16 protein-coding genes and 5 tRNA genes are annotated in these 23,174 nt (G+C 35.0%); 5 read left to right on the forward strand and 16 right to left on the reverse strand.

The window, feature by feature from the left end; genetic code table 11:
* Positions 1 to 25 precede the first annotated feature (25 nt).
* Positions 26 to 1,126: a GerAB/ArcD/ProY family transporter gene (locus tag BKP45_RS01075; protein WP_071388017.1), complete on the forward strand. Its 1,101-nt coding sequence runs from the start codon at positions 26 to 28 to the stop codon at positions 1,124 to 1,126.
* Here BKP45_RS01075 and BKP45_RS01080 read toward each other — a convergent pair.
* Positions 1,123 to 1,353 (reverse strand): hypothetical protein, encoded by a 231-nt coding sequence (locus tag BKP45_RS01080; protein ID WP_071388018.1) that lies wholly within the window; start codon positions 1,351 to 1,353, stop codon positions 1,123 to 1,125. The genes BKP45_RS01075 and BKP45_RS01080 overlap by 4 nt on opposite strands.
* A 253-nt stretch (positions 1,354 to 1,606) precedes the next feature.
* Here BKP45_RS01080 and treP point away from each other — a divergent pair, with 253 nt between their 5' ends.
* From treP to treR, 3 genes are all read left to right on the forward strand, one after another.
* A complete protein-coding gene (treP, locus tag BKP45_RS01085; RefSeq protein ID WP_071388019.1) occupies positions 1,607 to 3,022 on the forward strand; it encodes a PTS system trehalose-specific EIIBC component in 1,416 nt (471 codons plus the stop codon).
* Between the two features lie 161 nt (positions 3,023 to 3,183).
* On the forward strand, positions 3,184 to 4,872 hold the full coding sequence (gene treC / locus BKP45_RS01090; protein WP_071388020.1) for an alpha,alpha-phosphotrehalase: 1,689 nt from the start codon (positions 3,184 to 3,186) through the stop codon (positions 4,870 to 4,872).
* 24 nt (positions 4,873 to 4,896) lie between these two features.
* Positions 4,897 to 5,607, forward strand: coding sequence for a trehalose operon repressor (treR, locus tag BKP45_RS01095; protein ID WP_071388021.1), 711 nt, complete (start codon positions 4,897 to 4,899; stop codon positions 5,605 to 5,607).
* 52 nt (positions 5,608 to 5,659) lie between these two features.
* Here the strand turns inward: treR and BKP45_RS01100 are convergent, their stop codons facing one another.
* The 3 genes from BKP45_RS01100 to BKP45_RS01110 form a co-directional block, all read right to left on the reverse strand.
* Positions 5,660 to 6,079 (reverse strand): universal stress protein, encoded by a 420-nt coding sequence (locus tag BKP45_RS01100; RefSeq protein WP_071388022.1) that lies wholly within the window; start codon positions 6,077 to 6,079, stop codon positions 5,660 to 5,662.
* 232 nt (positions 6,080 to 6,311) lie between these two features.
* Positions 6,312 to 7,772: a SulP family inorganic anion transporter gene (locus BKP45_RS01105; protein ID WP_084787505.1), complete on the reverse strand. Its 1,461-nt coding sequence runs from the start codon at positions 7,770 to 7,772 to the stop codon at positions 6,312 to 6,314.
* A 251-nt stretch (positions 7,773 to 8,023) separates the two neighbouring features.
* Positions 8,024 to 8,248 (reverse strand): hypothetical protein, encoded by a 225-nt coding sequence (locus BKP45_RS01110; RefSeq protein WP_071388023.1) that lies wholly within the window; start codon positions 8,246 to 8,248, stop codon positions 8,024 to 8,026.
* Positions 8,249 to 8,509: 261 nt separating this feature from the next.
* Here BKP45_RS01110 and BKP45_RS21345 point away from each other — a divergent pair, with 261 nt between their 5' ends.
* Positions 8,510 to 8,656 (forward strand): aspartyl-phosphate phosphatase Spo0E family protein, encoded by a 147-nt coding sequence (locus BKP45_RS21345; RefSeq protein WP_084787507.1) that lies wholly within the window; start codon positions 8,510 to 8,512, stop codon positions 8,654 to 8,656.
* 164 nt (positions 8,657 to 8,820) lie between these two features.
* On the opposite strand, the gene BKP45_RS01115 is transcribed toward BKP45_RS21345, so the two are convergent.
* The 12 genes from BKP45_RS01115 to BKP45_RS01175 all read right to left on the reverse strand — a co-directional run bounded on the left by BKP45_RS01115 (position 8,821) and on the right by BKP45_RS01175 (position 23,095).
* Positions 8,821 to 9,882: a C40 family peptidase gene (locus BKP45_RS01115; protein WP_071388024.1), complete on the reverse strand. Its 1,062-nt coding sequence runs from the start codon at positions 9,880 to 9,882 to the stop codon at positions 8,821 to 8,823.
* 153 nt (positions 9,883 to 10,035) lie between these two features.
* Positions 10,036 to 11,436, reverse strand: a complete 1,401-nt coding sequence (locus BKP45_RS01120; RefSeq protein WP_071388025.1) for a SpoVR family protein — start codon at positions 11,434 to 11,436, stop codon at positions 10,036 to 10,038.
* Between the two features lie 165 nt (positions 11,437 to 11,601).
* Positions 11,602 to 13,221 (reverse strand): 2-hydroxyglutaryl-CoA dehydratase, encoded by a 1,620-nt coding sequence (locus BKP45_RS01125; RefSeq protein ID WP_071388026.1) that lies wholly within the window; start codon positions 13,219 to 13,221, stop codon positions 11,602 to 11,604.
* 23 nt (positions 13,222 to 13,244) lie between these two features.
* Positions 13,245 to 16,733: a BadF/BadG/BcrA/BcrD ATPase family protein gene (locus BKP45_RS01130; protein ID WP_071388027.1), complete on the reverse strand. Its 3,489-nt coding sequence runs from the start codon at positions 16,731 to 16,733 to the stop codon at positions 13,245 to 13,247.
* Positions 16,734 to 17,139: 406 nt separating this feature from the next.
* Positions 17,140 to 17,216 (reverse strand) — tRNA-Arg (locus BKP45_RS01135).
* A 219-nt stretch (positions 17,217 to 17,435) separates the two neighbouring features.
* Positions 17,436 to 17,521 (reverse strand) — tRNA-Leu (locus BKP45_RS01140).
* Positions 17,522 to 17,561: 40 nt separating this feature from the next.
* A tRNA-Phe gene (locus BKP45_RS01145) sits at positions 17,562 to 17,637 on the reverse strand.
* A gap of 18 nt (positions 17,638 to 17,655) precedes the next feature.
* Positions 17,656 to 17,731: transfer RNA gene (locus BKP45_RS01150), tRNA-Asp, on the reverse strand.
* Between the two features lie 10 nt (positions 17,732 to 17,741).
* A tRNA-Ser gene (locus BKP45_RS01155) sits at positions 17,742 to 17,834 on the reverse strand.
* A gap of 78 nt (positions 17,835 to 17,912) precedes the next feature.
* Positions 17,913 to 18,104 (reverse strand): aspartyl-phosphate phosphatase Spo0E family protein, encoded by a 192-nt coding sequence (locus BKP45_RS01160; RefSeq protein ID WP_071388028.1) that lies wholly within the window; start codon positions 18,102 to 18,104, stop codon positions 17,913 to 17,915.
* Between the two features lie 243 nt (positions 18,105 to 18,347).
* Positions 18,348 to 20,084 carry a phospho-sugar mutase gene (locus BKP45_RS01165; protein WP_071388029.1) on the reverse strand — a complete coding sequence of 579 codons (1,737 nt, stop codon included), beginning with the start codon at positions 20,082 to 20,084 and terminating at the stop codon, positions 18,348 to 18,350.
* Positions 20,085 to 21,418: 1,334 nt separating this feature from the next.
* Positions 21,419 to 23,095 carry a glycerol-3-phosphate dehydrogenase/oxidase gene (locus BKP45_RS01175; protein ID WP_071388031.1) on the reverse strand — a complete coding sequence of 559 codons (1,677 nt, stop codon included), beginning with the start codon at positions 23,093 to 23,095 and terminating at the stop codon, positions 21,419 to 21,421.
* Positions 23,096 to 23,174: the final 79 nt, after the last annotated feature.

A 23,174-nucleotide genomic window follows, 5' to 3' on the forward strand; every position in this document is an offset into this window, starting at 1 on the left:
TTGATTGCAAGAGAGGAGGATAAATGTGGAACAGGGCAAGATAAATCCTTTCCAGTTATTCGTATTAATGGTACTTTTCGAATTAGGAAGTGCCATCGTGATTTCTATTGGAGCTGGCGCCGAGCAAGGTGCTTGGATAGCTATCTTACTAGCGTTAGGTGGGGGACTCATTATGTATTCAATCTATTACTATTTGTATAAACAATACCCTCACCTCCCATTAACAGGGTACCTCCCAATGATTTTAGGGAAATACTTAGGCAAGACGATTGGAGTTTTATACATCCTTTATTTTTTCTATATTTGTGCAAGAGTACTTAGAGATTTTGGCGATCTTCTTTTAACATCAACATTACCAGAAACACCTATATTTGTAATCAATTTACTAATGGTTTGTACGATTAGCTATGTCTTATACCTAGGTATTGAAGTCCTATCTAGAACAGGTGAATTTTTCTTTTTTATTATCTTGTTATTTGGTGTTGCCGCATTTATATTGATAGTTGCATCTGGAATTATTGATCTACAGAATCTACTCCCTATTTTAGGTAATGGGTGGATGCCAATTATCACCACGGCCTTTCCATCGGTGCTTACTTTTCCATTTGGCGAAGTCATTGTTTTTACAATGCTATTCCCCTATTTTAATAATCAAACTTCTGCTCTTAAAGTTGGTTTCTTTGCATTAATATTTAGTGGATTTTTAATTTCTATTACAACAATTGTGAACATTTCCGTACTTGGAGTAGATATTGCTAATCGTGCCATCTTTCCCTTACTTACAACTGTCGGAAAAATACGAGTTCTTGATTTTTTAGAAAGACTAGATGCTTTAGTAGTCGTAACCTTAGTTGTCTGTATGTTTTTCAAAATAGCGATTTTTTTTTATGTAGGATTAATTGGGATCACTGAAATGTTTCAGATTGAGAGACACCAAAAATTAATACTTCCAATAGGACTCATCATTTTATTTTGCTCACTATCTATCGCTAACAACTTTTCTGAGCATATAGAAGAAGGAATAGTGATTGTCCCTTATTACATACACTTACCATTCCAAGTCTATATACCAATATTCTTATTCATTATTGTACTAATCCGTAAAAGACTTAAACAAAAAAACTAACCTTTCTTTTTTTTATAGAGCTTGTAACAGTAAAATAATGGGATAACCAAGGAGATGACAATTAATAAAAGTAAAATAATAAATTCTGCATCCTCTATTACACTAAAAGGGTTCAGTACATTTTTAACAGTCACATGTAGCGGAATGCCCAATAGTAAATCCATTGTTATTAGAAAAGTTTGTAAAAGAAGGAAAAACAAAATAAATATTAATAAGATTTTGCTCATTTTAAATCACCTCTATTTATTGTTCTTAAATTACGAAAATTATATGTAAGTATAAGCAGCTAACATAGAATAGCCCTTCAGATTAGGAAAAGCTTGTGTCACTCTATGATGCTTGATAAAAAAAATAAAAAAAAATTTATTGAAATCCTCTTGACTCAACTTGTATATACAAGTTATAATTTATTCACAACCGACTTGTATATACAAGTTTATAAAAAGCGGTCCTATGTAACCGCTATCAGGAGGGGATAAAATGGCAAATTTTACAAAAGAAACAATTGAACAAATCGTTCAAGCCATTGGTGGAAAAGACAATATTTCATCTGCTACTCATTGTGTAACGAGACTTCGCTTTGTCCTACATGATGAGTCAAACGTTAACAAAGAACAATTAGAGAATCTTGATATTGTAAAAGGTACGTTTAGTTCGAACGGACAGTTTCAAGTAGTCATCGGTCAAGGGTTAGTCGATAAGGTTTATAAAGAAATGGTCAATGTTACAGGAATTGGTGAAGCATCAAAAGAAGAAACAAAAGCTGCTGCTGAACAAAAATTAAACCCTATACAACGTGCTATTAAAACGTTAGCTGATATATTTATTCCGATTTTACCCGCTATCGTAACTGCTGGTTTATTAATGGGGATTAATAACATTCTAACAGGACCTGGGATTTTTTATGATGAACAATCCATTATTGACGTTCATCAGCAGTGGGCTGATTTTGCTAGTATTATTCATTTAATCGCAAATACAGCATTCGTCTTTTTACCTGGTTTGATCGGTTGGTCAGCTGTCAAAAAGTTTGGCGGTAACCCTTTACTAGGGATCGTACTAGGATTAATGCTCGTACACCCTGACTTATTAAATGCTTGGGCATATGGGGCTGCCAAAGAGGCTGGTGAAATTCCTTATTGGAACTTATTTGGTCTAGATATTGCCAAAGTGGGATATCAAGGTCAAGTTCTACCAATTTTATTTGCATCTTATATCTTAGCAAAAATGGAAATTGTTTTACGCAAACGAATACCAGATGCTTTCCAATTGCTACTAGTAGCACCTATCGCACTTCTTGTTACCGGTTTCTTAGCTTTTATACTCATCGGACCTTTTACATTTGCAATTGGTAATGGAATTACGTCATTATTTGTAAATATCTTTGAAAACTATGCAGCATTAGGTGGTTTATTGTACGGGGCTATTTATGCACCGTTAGTGATCACAGGAATGCACCATACGTTCCTTGCTGTTGACATCCAGTTAATCGGTACATTAGGAGCTACTTTCTTATGGCCAATATTAGCTTTATCAAATATTGCTCAAGGTTCTGCCGCATTAGCCATGATGTTCGTGACGAAAGACGAGAAGTTAAAAGGATTATCATTCACATCATCAGTTTCTGCTTACCTAGGTATTACGGAACCCGCAATGTTTGGTGTAAACTTACGATTTAAATACCCATTTATTTGTGCAATTATTGGGTCAGCAATTGCCGCTACTGTTATCACACTAAGTAAGGTTGTAGCGTTATCAATCGGTGTTGGAGGACTTCCAGGAATTTTCTCTATTGTTCCTGATAAGTGGGTACCATTCTTTATCGGAATGCTAATCGTAATCATCGTACCGTTTGTTCTAACGTATACGGTTGCAAAAATAAAAAAGCAAGCATAATAACCACGTTTTGACTTTTATTAACTGAGAGGGGCCAGGAGCAATCCTAAGTCCCTCCTTGGAGTAAAAAATCATCTTATACTATGGGCGGTACCGTTGGTTTATTAACCAATGGTATTCTCACTTTAGAAAACTAAAATGTAAACCGGAGTGATTATTTTATGAAACGAAATGAATGGTGGAGAAAAGCAGTAGTTTATCAAATTTATCCGAAAAGCTTTAACGATACAACTGGTAACGGAGTTGGAGATATTCAAGGAATTATTGATAAACTCGATTACTTAAAAAATCTTGGTGTAGATGTTGTTTGGCTGACACCTATATACTCCTCTCCACAAAAAGATAATGGCTATGATATTCGTGATTATTTCTCTATCCATGAGGAGTATGGGACAATGGAAGATTTTGATCGCCTTTTAGAAGAAGCTCACAATCGAGATATTAAAGTCATTATGGATATAGTAGTTAACCATACTTCTACAGAACATGAGTGGTTTATTAAGTCAAAAGAATCCTATGACAATCCTTATCGTGACTTTTATATATGGAAAGATCCTGTTGACGGACAAGAACCTAACAACTGGATATCCAAGTTTGGCGGTTCAGCATGGAAGTTTGATGAAAATACACGTCAATATTACCTTCATTTATTTGACGTTACACAAGCAGACTTAAATTGGGAAAATGAAATGGTAAGAAATAAAGTGTATGATATGATGCACTTTTGGTTTAAAAAAGGTGTAGACGGTTTTCGCCTCGACGTTATTAACCTCATTTCAAAAGATCAACGCTTTTTAAACGATGATAAATCAGTTGCGCCTGGTGATGGACGGAAGTTTTATACCGATGGACCAAGAGTACACGAATTTATGCGTGAAATGAATGAAAAGGTATTTTCTAAATATGATGCCATGACTGTAGGTGAAATGTCTTCGACGACGATAGATCATTGTATTAAATATACAAATCCAGATCGAAAGGAATTAAGCATGACCTTTAACTTCCATCATTTAAAGGTTGATTATCCAAATGGTGAGAAGTGGGGAATTACTGATTTTGATTTTCAAGCTTTAAAGCAAATTTTATCAAAATGGCAAGTGGAGATGCATAAAGGCGGTGGTTGGAATGCCTTATTCTGGTGTAACCATGATCAACCACGAGTTGTCACACGTTACGGAAATGATGGTGAATTTCATCAACAATCGGCAAAAATGCTAGCAACAACCATTCATATGATGCAAGGAACCCCTTATATTTACCAGGGAGAAGAATTCGGAATGACTGATCCAAAATTTGAGGATATTTCCGAGTACCGTGATGTTGAAACTTTAAATTATTTTAAAATCATGAAAGAAAATGGCTCTACAGAAGATGACATAATGGAGATCATTAAACGTAAATCTCGTGATAACTCTCGTACACCAGTGCAATGGAACAACTCGGTTAATGCTGGATTTACAACAGGAACACCATGGATTGGGATTCCAGATAACTATAAACAAATAAATGCAAAAGCGGCAGTAGCTGATCAAAATTCCATTTTCTATCATTATAAAGCTCTTAATGAGTTAAGAAAAAAATATGAAATTGTTACGTCTGGTGATTATCAATTAATTCTAGAGAACCATGAACAAATATTTGCATATATACGAACCTATCAAGATGAACTATTACTCGTTGTTAATAATTTTTATGAAAAAGAAACAGTCTTTGAATTACCACCACATATACCTTTATCAGAATATAATAGTAACATTTTACTATCAAACTATGAGGCATCCTCAAATTTATCAACACAAGTTAGCTTACGACCATACGAGTCAATTGTTTATCATTTAAAAAAGAAGTGATAAGCTAATGTAGGGTGGTTTTTAATGAACAATAAATATATAAAAATTTACGATGAATTGGTCGGTCTCATTCAAGAAGGGAATCTGAAACCTAATACAAAGCTCCCTTCTGAAAATGAGTTAAGAGAAAGATATCAAACAACAAGAGAGACAATTCGTAAGGCGTTACATCTCCTTTCAGAGCATGGTTATATCCAAAAGGTTCAAGGGAAAGGATCCATCATCTTAGACGTAAAAAAATTCGATTTTCCAATTTCCGGTCTAGTTAGCTTTAAAGAATTGGCTAGTAAGATGGGACAACGCGCAAAAACAACTGTAGAAAATCTAGATACAATTACTCCTAGTGACTATTTAAAGGAGCAATTAAAATTAAAAAAGGCTCAAAAAGTCTGGGAAGTTATTCGTGTTCGTGATTTGGATGGTGAAAAAGTCATTTTAGATAAGGATTACTTTAACAAAAAAATGATCCCTACCTTAACAAAAGAAGTCTGTGAAAATTCTATTTATGAATATATCGAAGGTGACATGGGACTTGCCATCAGCTTTGCAAAAAAAGAAATTACTGTAGAAGAACCCACAGAAGAGGACCATAAATACTTACACATAAAAGGGTATTCAAATATTGTCGTTGTGAAAAATTATGTGTATTTAGATGATGCAAGTTTATTTCAATACACGGAATCACGACATAGACCAGATAAATTTCGATTTGTTGATTTTGCAAGGCGTAAATAACATAAGGATACGGCATAAGTTTAATTACCTTCCAAACTTATGCCGTATTTTTTTATTTTATAATCATTACTGGGCATTTAGCTCTTTTGGCAACTTTATGGCTTACTCCACCCAATACCATACTTTGCAGACGGTTTAGCCCTCTACTTCCTATAACTAAACAATCAAAAGAATTGTTATTTGCATAATCTACAATTGTTTCACCAGGATCGCCGTGTAAAATTATATAATCATGGTTAATGTTCGAAGTTTCTAACAACGACAAAATATCCTTAACCTTTTCTCTTCGTTTTTCTGCTATGTCCTTGCTATCTTTATTATGTAAAACATCTGACTTGGATGTAGAGCCATCTACTACATAAACCACTTTGATAGAACCCGTTTCTTTATTTGTTAGTAAATGAATGGCATTGTTCGCCGCTCTTAATGAATGAGCTGAACCATCAGCCGCTAGTAAAATATTTTGAAACATAAAATTCCTCCCACCATAAATTTAAGATATTTTCTGAACAGGTGATGCGTAATTCTCAACATCGATACGTAATCAAAAGAGATTTTCTTACACAATTATCTTAAACTACTTTCCAAAAAATTCATACTTTTTACAATAAAAAATATCTACTTGCTTCTAAATATATAGAGTTTTTCCCTCTATATACACTTACAGAAGCAAGCAGATATTTTAAAATCAATACTCTTATTTTTTAGTGGCCTGAATTTTTCGATAAACCACCAATTTTATTCATTAATACTGAACTTTCTTTATTCATTCCTGTTAAATGAACGTTAATTCCATTTTGTTCATACTTCATTTCTACCTTATCAATCGCACCAATAGCAGAATCATCCCAAAGATGTGCTCGGCTAAAATCAATCTCTACTTCTTTCACATCATCTTTAAAATCAAATGATTCAATAAAATCCGTAACAGATACGAAGAATAGTTGACCTTCTACAAAATATGTCTTTTTCACACCTGAATGTGAAAGCTTTGAAGAGACATGAACTTTTGAAATTTTTGCACCAAAGAAAAGTGCACTTAAAACAACACCTGTTAAAACTCCAATTGCTAGATTATGAGTAATAACTACGGTTAATACTGTAACAACCATAACTGTTGCATCCGTTCTTGGAACTTTGTGCAATGTCTTTAAAGAATTCCAATCAAATGTTCCAATAGATACCATGATCATGACCCCAGCCAAAGCAGCCATTGGAATTTGAACAACAACAGAACCTAGTACAATAATTAAGAACATCAGGAAGACACCGGCTACTAAAGAAGATAACCTTCCTCTACCACCAGACTTTACATTTATAACAGATTGACCAATCATCGCACAACCAGCCATACCACCAAAAAATCCAGCTATAATATTGGCAATACCTTGTCCCCGACTTTCTTTATTTTTATCACTTTCAGTATCAGTCATATCATCAACAATTTGAGCTGTTAATAACGACTCAAGAATACCTACAATCGCTAATGCTAAAGAATATGGTAAGATAATCATTAAAGTTTCAAGTGTTAATGGAATAGATGGGATCAAAAACATTGGCAGCGTACTTTGGAGCGCCCCCATATCACCAACCGTACTTACACCTAAATTACCGAAAATTGCTAACATAGTTACTACAATAATTGCTACTAACGTAGATGGAATAGTTGTAGTAAACCTAGGTAAAATATAAATAATAGCTAATGTTAACCCGACTAACGCATACATCACCCATGTGACATTCACAAAGTGTTGAAGTTGAGCCATAAAAATTAAAATCGCTAACGAATTTACAAATCCTACCATAACTGATCTTGGAACAAACTTCATATATTTCGCTAACTTAAATACACCAAAAAATATTTGTATAATTCCCGTTAAAATTGTAGCAGCTAATAAATATTGAAGTCCGTGATCAGCTACCAACGTAATCATTACCAAAGCCATCGCACCTGTAGCAGCAGAAATCATCCCTGGACGCCCACCAATAAATGCAATAACTACAGCAATACAAAAAGAAGCATACAAACCAACCATCGGATCGACTCCTGCGATAATTGAAAAGGCTATTGCTTCTGGAATCAATGCTAACGCAACTACCATTCCTGCCAATGTATCTCCTTTGACATTGCTAAACCATTCTTGTTTAATTGCTTGTAAATTCAAGCTAACACCTCTTTCTTATTTTGTTTTTATTTCGACTTTCGACTCTCACGAAAGTCAGTCCGTTATCAACAAAATGAATTCTACCACGGAAACGCCAAAAACAAAATTCGTATGTAAGCGTGAGACAAGACTCTTATTCTTCAGTTTTCTTATAATATCTCTCGTATACTGTTATTATTATAAAATACTATAAAAAACTAAAGTTGAATTAATAAAAAAATAATACGTTATCCACCTTAATTTTACTTAAGTCACGTTTCGAGGCTGCTTTTCCTTTCAATCCCAATATTGTTTATTTTTTGTTTTTCATCATATTTGATATTCTTATCTTTTTGCTCTCTAATCCATAAACGCTCTTTAGCTATAAGTAGTTTTGTATAGTACTTTCTTATTTCTTTCTCTTCGGTTGTATCAAACAACTTCCCTTTTAACTCTTCAATAATTTCATTTTCGTAATTCTGCACTTCTTTTGTCATTTTCATTCTACCTTTCTAACATTTGTCTCCTTCTTAGGAATTCTTATCTATACTACTTTCAACTATTAATATTTATTGACATATTACGTTATTCCAAACCTATCCCATTAATTTTTTGAAAAATATCTAGGATTTTTTTGTCGAATCTATTAACAGTTTTTAATAGCTAATATAAAATAGTTTCTGTTGTCTAAAAATTAAGTTCATTTATCCATTAGGCGATAAGTTATTAAAATAGAACTACTTAAAAGTAAATTAGAAATGAAAATAAACTCACTACGTGCATTGATGGTTTCTACAGCTCAGTTAAAAGGGGTTACTCATCCTGATACGATTAAAAGTAGTCAAGAATTAGATGTCTGCTTAAATGAATACCTCAAGATATCCATTCCCTATATTCCTTCTTAATTTTGGTCCCTTACTAAATTATGCAATGCTAGATCCAAAAATAAAAAGTAGTGATTGATACAAAGTGATCAACCACTACTTTTTTACTAATAAAAACCACCTAAATAACTCACTGAAAATGATATAACCTCGTTTTGTAAAAAACAGTAAGCAGTTCTACTTAATTATTCAATTATTCTTTTTGAGAATAAATAATTAGCTCCCCAATAAGGATTTCCTAATACATTGTCCGTAATATCAACTCCCAGTGAAGTAGAAGCATGAATCATGCTACCATCCCCCATGTAAATTCCAACATGTCCAACTCTACCGTCTGAGTATAGTTCATTATTTGTAAAGAACATCAAATCCCCTGCTTTTAAATCCGTTACATACCTTCCTTTTCTCGCTTGATCTCTAGACACACGGGGGATATCAATACCGACATACTTAAATACTAGTTGAGTATATGAAGAACAGTCAAAAAGATGTGGCGCTTCATCAAGTGTTGCTCCAAACTTATATCCGGCACCAATAAACTGAGTTGCTTGATTAAGTAGCTTTTCTCTATGAACTTCAACTGTTTCATTTCTATCCCAACTATCAACCGGTTCTTTTTCACGGATAGGCTCTATTTCTTTTGTTTTTTCCTTAGCAGGGATTTTCAATTTCTGACCACTAAAAATAATATTCGATTTCAAGTTATTTATTGTTTTTAAATCATGGACGGTCGTATGGTGTGCTTGTGAAATTGCCCATAACGAATCTCCACTTTGTACTACATAATGCTGTGCTGGTTTTTGTACTTGAATTGAACCATTTTCTGGTTTGAAAGTAATATAAGCATTAAACAATGAACTAGCGGCATTTAATGACACATATGCAGTTTTATTTATCCACCTCGGCGGCTCAATGTTTATGTACTCATCACCTTTTTTGGCTTTAGTCCCACCCATTGTGGCTCTTATCGAAGAAGAACCATCGGTCACGTCGTATGTCAATGTTCCTTCTTCAAATTGGATATGATTATACCCTAATATTTTTGATAAATTCACTAGAGGAAGGTAATAATCCCCATCTAAAATGATCGGGTCAATACCGTCAACCACTTCGCCATTAATTTCTATTCCAGCCGTTGGAACTTTTTCGTATTGCGCAATGACCGTTATAGTACCATTTACAAAAAGAGTAAACAGCATTAAAGTAATCATCGTTAACCGAAGTCTAACCTTTTGTTGTTTTTTCATAGTAATTTCTCCCTTTTTTAAAAGTCTACTTTATCTTGTGTAGGGCATTATTTTTTATACCTTACTTACTATGAGGGAAATTACTATAAAGTTTTCATATTTATGTTGTTTCTAAATAAAATAGGCTGCCTCCCTTGAGACAGCCTATTTCTCCTATAAATACCTTCTATGAATTTTCTTACCGTCATAAATAAACACAATTTGTTTTTCTGATACACATGTTTCTATGTGTACTGTTCGGCCCCATAGTTGATGAATATAAGGCATTACTTTTTCTAGATATTTGACATCAAGTTCAATTCCCTCGTAGTAATGCGTTAAATATAGCTCACCATTTTTCAAATAATCACCGTCTGTAACAGAGATGAACGGGAAGCCACCGTTAACACGCATATTGACTAATTGATCACGTACTTCCTGCCACTGTTTATCAACAATTTTATAATCACGACCTTGTTTTTGGAACAGGTACATATCTTCTCGTAACACTAAATCCTTTGTTAAATAGTTTCTAATAAACGAAATGTCCGATTCAATTTCTCGTACTTCAAACATTTTTTCACGCCCACTGTTTGGCTCAACACCTAATTTCTTCATTTTTTCTGTTGGATTGTTGTACCTCTCTTCGATATCCTCAAAGATCTTCAAGCCAAGGTAATACGGATTTATCGATGTTTTGGATGGCTGTACAACACCAGCATTTAATTTAGCAAATTCGATCGATTCATCAGAAGTAAGATCTAGTTCACGTAAAATTCGTTGATGCCAATAAGAAGCCCAGCCTTCGTTCATAATTTTTGTTTCTAGTTGTGGCCAGAAATAAAGCATTTCTTCTCTCATCATTGTTAGTATATCTCTTTGCCAAGGTTCAAGTTCTCTACTATATTCTTCAATGAATAATAGAATATCCTTTTCTGGTTGAGGAGGGAATTTCTTTTTCTTTTTTCTTTGTATTGGTGCAACATCTTTTTTCTCCAAATTCCACAAATCATCATAAGGAGTTTCTGTAGGTGTTTCTTCCTCTTCTAAATCGTCTAGAGACCACGCTAACTTTGGTCGTACTAGACTTGGATCAATATGTTCTTGGATGGAGAGAACAGCATCTAAAAATGTTTCCACTTCATCTTTTCCGTGGACCATTTCATAATGAGATATACGTTCTGCTGTCGCTGTCATACTCTCAACCATATCACGTCTAGTATTAGAAAACCTCACATTATTTTTAAAAAAGTCACAGTGAGCCAATACGTGGGCAATAATTAACTTGTTTTGAATAAGTGAATTTGTGTCTAATAAAAAAGCATAACAAGGATTTGAATTAATAACCAATTCATAAATTTTGCTGAGTCCTAAATCGTAATGAAGTTTCATCTTATGGAATTGCTTCCCAAAACTCCAATGCGCAAAGCGCGTTGGCATTCCGTATGCTCCAAACGTATAAATAATATCGGCCGGACATATTTCATATCTCATTGGATAAAAATCTAATCCAAAACCTTCTGCAATCTCGGTAATTTCATCAATAGCCTTTAATAATTCACGGTCATCTGTCATAAGTTATTTCCCTCCCTCGAATGTTCTTATCACAATTTATGATAGGAAAACGAAAATGATGAGGGATGTCTAAAATTTGATTAAGATATTGGTAGACAATTCCTAAAAATAGCAAAAAGGTGGCACGAATTAATTTGAATCCGTAACCACCTCTTGTTTAAAATATCATTTAGCTCCTTCAAGTTTCGTACTTTTAGGAGAAAAGTGTTTCATAAAGCGATTAACCCCGTAAACCATATTAGCTGCAGTACAAGCAACAACATGATTACTTGTAGCTAGCGAATGAGTCCTTTTGGAAGCATGTACTGAACGTAGCGACTCTTCATCTAACCCTTTAAAAGCAAGGGCTTCTGAAAATTCTTTTTGTGCTGCTTGTTTTGCCTTAAACAACATCATTTGAATACGACTATAAACATTTACGGCTCCATCTCCTGTCGTTTCAATTGGAAGAAAAATAGCCTCCGGGTATCTTTCTGTGATTAACGATTGAACTCCATCTGATACTCCCGATGAAGGCATACAACCAAATGGTTTCACTGAGATCGTCATATTAACCTTCTTTTTCATAACATTTAATATTAATTTTCCCACTTCCATATGTCCTTCGCCACCTCGGAGCTGATTATTATAGTGTTTGTTAGCTACGCTTGCAACCTCATCCATATCTGGTAAGTGATAATCATGTAAACCAATAATTTTTGCATAGGCTTGAAACCATGCCTTAACCGTGAAGTCCGCTATTTTTAATAACGCTAAACGCTTAACAGGATTTTTTCCCTTTAATCCGAAACGACCTTCATCATCTTTACGCAACTGCATACGCTTCTTTGTATCGTAACGTCCTTCCCAAATTAAGAACAAGATCCATGCTGTCAATGATTGTACATCAACTTCAGCGCCTTCCTCTTCTAAAAACTTCTGTAGTTGATAGTTTCCATCGCCCTCAGTTGTCATCGCCCAAAATTCCCCAATGATACTTACTTTCGGTTTAACGATACTTCGGTCTACCTTAACGGCTTCTAGAATTTTACGACAGTTATATAGTGACTTTATAATTGATTTCCTTTCACTAAAGGCATCATATAAAAGTGTTTTACATCTTTCTAACGCAGCATTTGTCGTCCCAGGAGTTACTTCATACGGGCGAATTCGGTAGCCTATCGCATTTAAAATATCACCTATTAATACCGCTTTTAAAAACGTAATGAAAAATGAACTATCAAGCTTTAAAGCAGATTCTTCCCCAGTTGCTTGTTTCAAGCCACTTTGTTGTTGAAAGAGTAAGACTCGAAATCCATCAAAACCAGCATCACGAAGCGCCTTTCGATATTCAGTCACATATGTCCCAAACCGACATGGTCCACAAGATCCGCTTGTTACAAAAAGATATTTTTTTACTATTTCTTCTTTCGTTTTACCTTCTACATCTCTTAAATACGTTAAATGTTTAATTAAATTTCCTACTGTAAAATAAGTTGGGTTACATTGCCCGCGGTTTCCAAATTCTTTTCCGAAACGTAATGCTTCAGTATCTGGGCATTCAAGATGAGCAACATTATAACCAATACCTTTTAATCCACCCGCCACTAAATAATCGTGAGCCATAGTAAGACCACCAAACAATATCGTTGTAGAATCTTTATCTTTTGCAAAAAACTGTCTTGGTACTGGATCAAACCAGTGTTTTTTCGTTTCATTCAGACCTAAAGCAACCTCTTGTTCTTCTCTGTAACGAAATAGCTCTTCTTCAAAGTTTTTTTCAACATTACTAACCTGCTTTTTCATTTTAGAAGTCTCCTTTAAGTTTTTTAGGATTGAGCTTTCTTTCTAGATAGCTCATCTATCGATTGAAGAATTTGGTTTCTTTCAAGCGATTTTCGCTTTTTCTCAATTAATTTTTCTAATTCTTCTTTTTTCCTTGCTAAATCTTGCAGGCGTTCTTCATTTAAACTTAGGCTATGAGCATAAGTTTTCACACGAATTTTTATCGACCCACTTGGTTTATTGGCATCAATATCATGTAAAGCGGAATACGGAGTTCCAGCTGTTGATATGATCGAATCAATCAAACCATACGTCGGTGCATCATGACCACACTTAAAGCTAGATAAGTCCAAGACTGCTACATGTGGGTGACGTGCCGCAAATTTTGCAGCCCAAACCTTTTGTACACTATTAGAGCTAAAGTTTTCCGGCCAAACATCTGTAACATCCAACGCATAATCGACTTTTTTACTTTCTAGATCCTCTTTAAAAAATCTCTTTAACCAAGCTTCATCTTTCGGTATAGAACGCATCGATAAAATCGGATAACCTAACACCTGAAATTCATCCAAAACACCATGATTTAAGCCTGGATCAGAGTGATATGGTCTTCCTATCATTAAGATGGCTACTCGATTTTCAGCTTCTACCAGTTCTAATATTTCCTTACCTTTTTGCTGCATTTCTGCATCAAACTCACGCATTGCTTTCGTTGCTTCGTCTGCTGCAAAATCACTTTCATCTTCGGTTATTTGTAAGAACGATTCAAACGCTTCAAATAACTGTTTCTTTAGTAAGTTAGGTTCAGTAAAAGTGACTGCTGGGTCGAAATACTGTATATTTCTTTCTTTAAAAAAGTCTGTTTCTTTTGTAAACGCAGCTTTAATTACATTTGGAGCTCCAGCTACAATTGGACAACTCGCAGAATCAATGACATTTTTCATATGGCTATCGATATGAGTAATACAAGGAAAAAAGATGCCATCTAGTGGCTTATTTTCTTTGTGATGTTTAAAAAGTAAATTATGAATGTGGGCTTGAGCAACCTTTGAAGGATAACACGGATCAATTGAACCGTATTTTCCACCAGCTTGCCACATTTCCTCACTTGTAAAATCACTAAAAACAATATTTTTCTCTGGTACACCTAGTGCCTCAAAATAGGTTCGCCAAAATGGTGCGGTTGACCAAATATTAAGTACCTTTGGAATACCAATACGTAAATTTTTCCGATGTTCTATTGCCGTTTCAGAAGAACGTTGAAACGTTCTCGTATAAGTAACCTTTTTTGTCCCTAATCCAAACATTGATGATTTTACTTTTACATCCTGAATCATAGTTGTTTTACTAGGTAAAGATCTAGGCTCATAAAAATGTTTATACATTCTTTTTGCTTCATAATCCACTAAGTTGGGATAATGTTTTTTTAGTTGATTCCGCTCTTTTGTCAAAGCTATTAATGCATCTTTATCTTCAACCGTTCCTTTTTCACAACTAAAACCTGAAATATAACGAGCGGTTTGGCCATCAGGAGTCTGTGTATCAATAAACGTCCGACTACATAAGTTAGGACAAAAGTTGCAACGAGTCGATTCATCATTTCGTGATTCGTAGGTCATTCCAATAGCAGATTCTAAACCGAGGAACGTTGAGTACCCTCTTCTTTTTACAACACGAATTGTTTCCATTGCAGCCCCAATCGCACCTGCTTCCCCTGTGTGAGGGTGTACAAATACTTCAGCATCCGGCACACGTTCTTTTATGTAATCGACTTGTGCTTTTACGGCAGCTAAGTTATGTTGGGTACCACCTTGAAGTACAAACTTCCTACCTAATTCCGCCATCCTTGGTACTTGAACGACGTACTGCCACACATTTTTCGGTAATACAAGAGCTAAACCAGCTAATAATTCTTCTTTTGCATACCCTTCTTTTTGAAAATTCACACGGTCTGAATCTAAAAATACGGCGCACCCGTAAGAAAATTTCGGTGATAAATCTGCTCTAAAAGCAGCATCTGCATACTCTTGTATTGGGATACCAAATTGATCAGCCATTGCTTGTAAAAGCATGCCATTCCCTGCAGAACATTGGTTCGATAAACGAAAATTACGAATATCTCCATTTTTTAAAAAGAGAACTTTTATGTCTTGTCCACCAATGTCACATATAACATCAACATGACCGAAAAAGTGAACAGCACTCATCATATGGGCAACAGTTTCAACGATATTAACGTCAGCATTTAACGTTCTTTCTAATACGTCTGCAGCATATCCAGTTGCTCCAAATCCCATTACTTCAAGAATAGCCCCACTATCATAAATTTTGTTACGGATTTTTCCTAGTAACTCTCTAGTATCTTCAATCGGGTTACCTTTTGATAGTTGGTATTCTTTTAATATAATATTTCCTTCCATATCTACGAGGACAGCTTTAGATGAGGTTGATCCCCCATCTAACCCAATAACCGCTTGAATTTTTTGACCTTCTTTAAATTGCACTGGTGTAAATTTCGGAATGCTATATTCAATTCTAAATTTATCTAGCTCTTCTGCATTTTTTACTAAAGGAGCCCCTGCTTTTTCCCCTAATTTTGCTTTTCTACCGTGAGAAATAAAGGTTTTTAATTCCTCAATTCCTTTATAAACTCCAACTTCAGCTGGTTCATGCATACCATACATGACCGCTCCAAACGCAGCGTAATATTGAGCATTTTTCGGAATGAAAATTAACTCTTCTATCGGAACATCTTTAGGATATTCATAGCCTCTTTGGTCCCAGCTTTCAGGAATACGTTTTCTCCAACACTCTTGTAAGAAAGGTAGATAAGTGTTTGGTCCCCCTAGTAAAAGGACTTTATGTCGCAACGTATTCCCTCTTGTAAGTACAGATAAATTTTGCATAACAATTGCATCTGCTAGTGAACACATTATTTCAGAGGAAGGTATACTACTTTTTACTAAATTAACAATATCAGTTTCAGCAAAAACACCACATTTCGCAGCTACATGATGTAACTTCGAATCATCAAAATGTAATTTTCCTACTTTCTCCTCCGGCATACCTACTTTTATCATACATTTATCAATGGTAGCTCCAGTTCCTGAAGCACATTTATCGTTCATCGAAGTAATTGCTTGCTTATCTCCTGTTTCTTCATTTTCTTTAAAGATAATAATTTTAGCGTCCTGCCCACCTAACTCGACAACACTACCAACATCTGGGTGTAATTCTTCGACTGTCATAGTGACCGCATTTACTTCTTGAACAAATTTTGCTCCAATATGTTCAGCAATTGGACTTCCACCAGAACCTGTAATAAAAACTCGAATGTTTTCACTATTTATGTATGAAAACTCATTACCAATTCGAATTAAAAATTCTAATACCATTTCTGCTTGTTTTGTATGATGCCTCTGATAATCAGACCATAAAATTTGTTTGTTAATAGGATTTACAACGGTAGCTTTAACCGTAGTCGAACCCACATCAATTCCTATAAGAATTGAATTTAGTTCCTCATTTTTCACAAGACCACCCCACCAAAAATTAATACCCTTTTAGTATGTCATTACTTTTCCAACATATTCATAGTGTAAAGTGTAATATATATTTTAGTATGACCTTATCAATGTTCTGTTTAAGACTATTATTATGAATAAGTTCGATTCCTGATTGGTTTCGAGATACAATAATTCTGCACGCTTCTCTTTTTATGCTCGACTTTGACCGTTTTTGCTATTTTGTGCGTGTCGTTTTTAAATGACCTTTTTATCTAATCAAAAAGGTACACTACTTTTTTTAGTAGTGTACCTTTCTAAAATTCTATATATTATGTAGATTAACAATTAGGTCAATCCAAAAATTAATCTGTAAATTAAAAAGAGAACTAACCAAATTATCAGTTCTCTTTAATGCTCAAACGATCTCCAATTATGGCGCGCCCTGAGAGATTCGAACTCCCGACCCTGGCATTAGAAGTGCCATGCTCTATCCAGCTGAGCTAAGGGCGCATGTTGTTTTACCAATGATGCTTTTCATGAAGCTTACGGACGATGTTACGCTCCGTAGATATCCTGTCTCTTCCTCTTCTAGCTTTGCTTCGTAGTTTGCTGTGTCGAGACAACTCGTAGCTAGTTCAGATAAGTTTCACTCGTCGCTGAGCTAAGAGCGCATGTTGCTAAGATTAGGTCAAGAGAAACTTGGCTCAAGCCAAGTTTCTCTTGAGTTAGTACCGAGGGCCGGACTTGAACCGGCACGATAGTCACCTACCGCAGGATTTTAAGTCCTGTGTGTCTGCCAATTCCACCACCCCGGCATATTTCAAAAAAGGACTTGCTAGTTATTATAATTATTAATGGTGGCTCGGGACGGAATCGAACCGCCGACACGAGGATTTTCAGTCCTCTGCTCTACCGACTGAGCTACCGAGCCGTTTTTGCTTAGAATAAATGGCGGACCCGACCGGGATCGAACCGGCGATCTCCTGCGTGACAGGCAGGCATGTTAACCGCTACACCACGGGTCCAAATTGAATATGGCGGAGGAAGAGGGATTCGAACCCCCGCGCGGTTTAACCCGCCTGTCGGTTTTCAAGACCGATCCCTTCAGCCAGACTTGGGTATTCCTCCAAAAAATATAAAAGTCAGTCACAAGAATATATATTACCAGGGAGTTTTTTATTTGTCAACAAATAAAAAATAATATATTTAAAATTGATAACTAGGTAAATCATTTTCCTGCTTTTCAATAATGATTCTAGAGTATTTGTTTAATAGCTCGTCCAGTTCTTGACTATGCTGAATTGTTATCTCTGCGTTAAACCCATAATCATAGGCAGCGTTAATCATCATCGTACGTTTATGTTCTATATATAGCCTCAATATGTTTTTTGAAGTCAATAGAATCTCCACCTTGAAAGATATTATTTATCTCATTTTACATTATTTCCAAATTAATGCTGTGACAAAAATCACACTATTTTTCATTATTTAAGTACTATATTTCAAAAATTTCATAGTGAAGGCACATAGATTTAAATCTATGTGCCTTCACTTCTCTCATTATATTACAGAAAACAGATAATTCCATGTCTAAATAATGAACTTTTTTGTGAAACGATAAAATCCCACTAGAAAACAGGACTAATTTACCAGTTGGACTTGATCTAGTAATGCTGTCTTTAGCTCTTCAAGCTGATTTTTACTTTGCGCTAATGAGCTACTTGTTGTTCCCATATAAAACTTAATTTTAGGTTCAGTACCTGATGGACGTACACAAACCCACGAATCCCCCTCAAGAATGTATTTAAGAACGTTTGATTTTGGTAAATCAATATCTTCTACTGAACCAGACTCAACTTTCGTTCTTTTCTTAGTTAAATAATCTTCAACAGATACTACCTTCATACCAGCAAACTCTGTTGGTGGATTCTCTCTTAAAGAAGTAATAATCGTATTCATTTTTTCGATACCTGTCTTACCTTTTAAAGTGATTGAATGTAGGCCTTCTAAGTAATATCCGTATTTTTCAAACACTTCGATTAAACCTTCATACATTGTTTTATTTTGCGACTTATAAAAGGCCGCAAGTTCAGCTGCCAATAATACCGCCTGGATCGCATCTTTGTCTCTAGCAAAATCTTTAACTAAATAACCATAGCTTTCCTCATAGCCAAATAAGAAAGTATGCTCCTTAGTTACTTCATATTCTTTAATTTTTTCTCCGATAAACTTAAAGCCTGTTAATGTGTCTAATGCACTTAAATTATAATGATTAGCGATCACTCTACCTAATTCTGAAGTAACAATTGTTTTAATAACAATCCCATTCTCAGGTAAAACACCTTGACTTTGTTTTTGAGAAAGTAAATATTCAAGCATTAGTGCTCCCGTTTGGTTTCCTGTTAATACAACATATTGCCCGTCTGGATTTTTCACTGCTACTCCGACACGATCGGCATCAGGATCCGTAGCGATTAATACATCCGCATTGCTTTTCTCACCATATTGGATAGCCATCTCAAACGCTGCATGCTCTTCTGGATTAGGTGACTTAACAGTTGAAAATTTCGGATCCGGAATTGCTTGCTCCTCAATAATTTCGTAGTTAGTAAACCCAACGGCTTCAAACGCTCGTTGTACTGGTAACGTTGCTGTTCCATGTAGTGGTGTAAAAACTATTTTTACATCCTGACCATGTTTTTGTACCAGTTCTTCGTTTACTACAACAGTCTTTAATTTCTCTACATATTCATTATCAATCTCTTCTTCAATCATTACAAGTAGTCCACTATCGATCAACTCTTCTTTGTTAGCGATTTCAACCAATAACTCATTTTCTACTTCATTAACTTTCTGAACTAACTCTATTGCTGCATCTGGTGTTAATTGCGCCCCATCGTCACCATAAACTTTAAAACCATTATACTCTGGAGGATTATGACTTGCTGTAATAACAATTCCAGAAAATGCTTGTAAAGTTCGAACTGCAAAAGATAATTCAGGTGTAGGACGTAGATTTTTAAATAAGTATGTTTTAATACCATGTTTACCTAATGTTAAGGCAGATTCTAAAGCGAATTCCTTTGATTTAAAACGATTGTCATATGCAATAGCTACTCCTTTTTCCATTGCAGTTGCACCGTTTGATATTATGTATTGCGCTAAACCTTCAGCTGCTTTACGAATAGTATAAACATTCATACGATTCGTACCAACGCCAATTTCTCCTCTCATACCACCTGTACCGAACTCTAAATTTTTATAAAAACAATCCTCAATCAATTGATCATTACCAGACATTTGCTCAAGCTGCACTTTTAACTCGCTGTCTAAACCTTCATGATTAACCCAAACTTCATATGTACTTTTCCAACCCATTGCCAAATACCTCTCTTCTCGATAGTTTTTTAACTACATGAAACATTTTATCAAATTATTACTGGATGATGACAACAGTTCCTTGTCATAATATATAATTTTCAACACTTATGTTAAAAACTCCTTTTAAAATGGAAATTTTTTAGGATACTATTTTTTTTATGCAAATGAATATTAAAATACAGCTTTTCACATCACATCGAGGAAGTCATTGAAGTCAGAAACTTGACTGAAGTTACCAAGCTCGTAGGCTGCTTGCGCTAGACAGTTTCCAAGTTAGAAATTTATAAATTCTGATTACATAAAAAAATACGGAGATAACAAGTATCCAGAAGACTGGAATAATTTGTGCAAACTACTCAGAAGAATTACTGGGAAGAAATTTTCATAAGTTATATGAACTGTTTCGTGCATGTATTTAAGTATGTGTTTATAAATTCCCTTGAATTATTTCCTAATTAGAACTATATTGCTGTTATTATTTATCATACTTGTAATGCAGTAGTTACTATACGAACAAACAGTTAAGTGTTTCTTGCGTGAAGGTTGTATAAGATTTACAAAATAATAAAGGTTAATAATCAACCAGAAATGTTTCACTTAGCTAAAGTATTCTTCGAATTGTTGCGGCAGAGTTAGATTATCCTGATGATTTACTTGTATGGTATGAGATTAGTGAAATGATAGATAGACTTCAATATGATAATGTACCTCTAGGGTTTAATGAAAAGGATGTTATATCAAAAATAAAAAACGAGGCAATTTCTTTTTTGAGGTTAGATGTTTATTATTTTAAACAACTGGCAATGAGGGCAGGTTTCTACCTTGGGGGCAAAGTTCGCTTTCTTGCGGACACAGAAGCCCTTATTTTGCTGATTTTGATCATATTCTTGTTTAAAAGGACACCAGGTTCCTTATTTCATTAAAATCTACTAAAAAAGAAGTAAAACTAGCCAAATAGCGAACCTGGTGTCCTCTTACTTTGATAAAACACTGGTTTGTTCACAAATAACGGCTCTCTTGTCCGATATAAATATAATTAAGAAAAGCGCAAGCGCCTTGGTCACGAGCAGCTGCTCCTGTGCCACTCCGTTTGCCCAAGAGCAATTGTTTTCCGTGCGACGAGTAATCGCAGGAGCAAAGCTGCATGAAGCTAATCGACCAAGGATCTCAAGCAGTCATTGAAGTCAGAAACTTGACTGAAGTGATCGAGCCGATGGCGCCTGGAGCTAGACAGTTTCCAAGTTAGAAATTTATAAATTCTGATACTATTAAAATAGCGTGACTACTAACATTCTAATTAGCAGCCACGCTTTCTAACAAAATACAATATATTAAGCATTTTTCCTTAAATGTAATTTCTCATTAACAGGCACTGTTGCATGCTCAATTTCTTCCTCTACTTTATCTTTATAGTAAAAAAGTTCTTCAGATGACCAGTTATAGTAATCTTTCATATAGTTTAATACAGCTCCTTTCCATTCCTTTACCCAGTTAATATTAAAGAAAATTGCACTTGTACGGCGATTAAAGAAATCTACAGGTGTAGCTACCATTTCTTCTTCAATTCCATAAACTAATGCAGCAAATACTTCCGGGCTTAAATTATATTGTTTAGTCTTTTCACCCGACAAACGAATAATTTCAAACACTTTATCAACATTTGTTCCATATAGTTTTGCAAGCTTTCGTGCTTCCTTGTTAGATAAACCTAAACGTTTCCCTTCCTTAACTTTATCTTCTAAAAATTTAGGAAGATTTTCTGAGCCACCGAGATCCCCACCTGAAAGTTTTATTTTATCTGTAATACAAGGGTGATTCACTCCTAAATCTTTCCCTACAATATCAACAATTCTTTCTGCCATTTTACGATAACCAGTAAGTTTCCCACCAGCTATAGAAATAAGACCAGATGTCGAGAAAAAGATTTCGTCTTTTCTTGAAATTTCAGAAGCACTTTTCCCTTCTTCATGAATAAGTGGACGAAGCCCAGACCAGCATGACTCAATATCATCTACCGTTAGTTTCACTTCTGGAAACATATAATTGACAGCCCTAATAATATAATCACGATCTTCTACAGTCATTCGTGGATGAGTAATATCATCCTTATAATACGTATCAGTAGTACCTACATACGTTTTTCCATCTCTAGGAATAGCAAAACACATTCTACCATCGCTTTCAGTATCAAAGTACACTGCTTGCTTTAATGGAAAACGTGATTGGTCAATAACTAAATGTACACCTTTTGTTAAATATAAATACTTACCTTTTTTAGATTGATCCTTATCTCGAAGTGTATCTACCCATGGTCCAGCTGCATTAACAATTTTTTTAGCTCGGATAACCGTTTCCTCTCCGGATAACTGATCGACTACCGTTACTCCTACCACTTTACCATTCTCATAAATAAACCCATCAGCTTTTGTATAGTTTACAGCTAAAACACCACGAGCCACAGCTTCTTTCATTATTTCTAAAGTAAGTCTAGCATCATCCGTTTTATATTCTACGTAAACTCCTCCACCTTTTAATTTATCTTTACGTAGTAGAGGCTCTTTTGCCATAGTTTCTCCCCGGTTTAACATGTAACGACGTTCAGATTTTTTGACACCCGCTAAATAATCATATACCTTTAACCCAATGGAAGTAGCAAATTTACCGAATGTTCCACCTTCAATCATTGGTAAAAGCATCCACTCGGGACTTGTTACATGAGGAGCATTTTCAAAAACAATAGCTCGTTCTTTCCCTACTTCTGCAACAAGTTTTATTTCGAGCTGTTTTAAGTATCGCAAACCGCCGTGAACAAGTTTGGTTGATCTACTAGAAGTTCCCGCTCCAAAATCTTGCATCTCAATTAGTCCTGTACGTATCCCTCGAACTTGTGCATCTAGCGCGATCCCTGCACCAGTTATTCCTCCTCCAATTACTAGTAAATCAAGCTCATTGTTGCTCATTTCATGTAAAATATTTGAACGCTCTTTACCTGAAAACTTTTTCCCCATAATTACCTCTCCTTTATGAAGTCAAAAAATACAAAAAGACCACAACAGCTCTACTGCATTTCGCAACAGAGTGTTGTGG

Source organism: Anaerobacillus alkalidiazotrophicus (assembly GCF_001866055.1).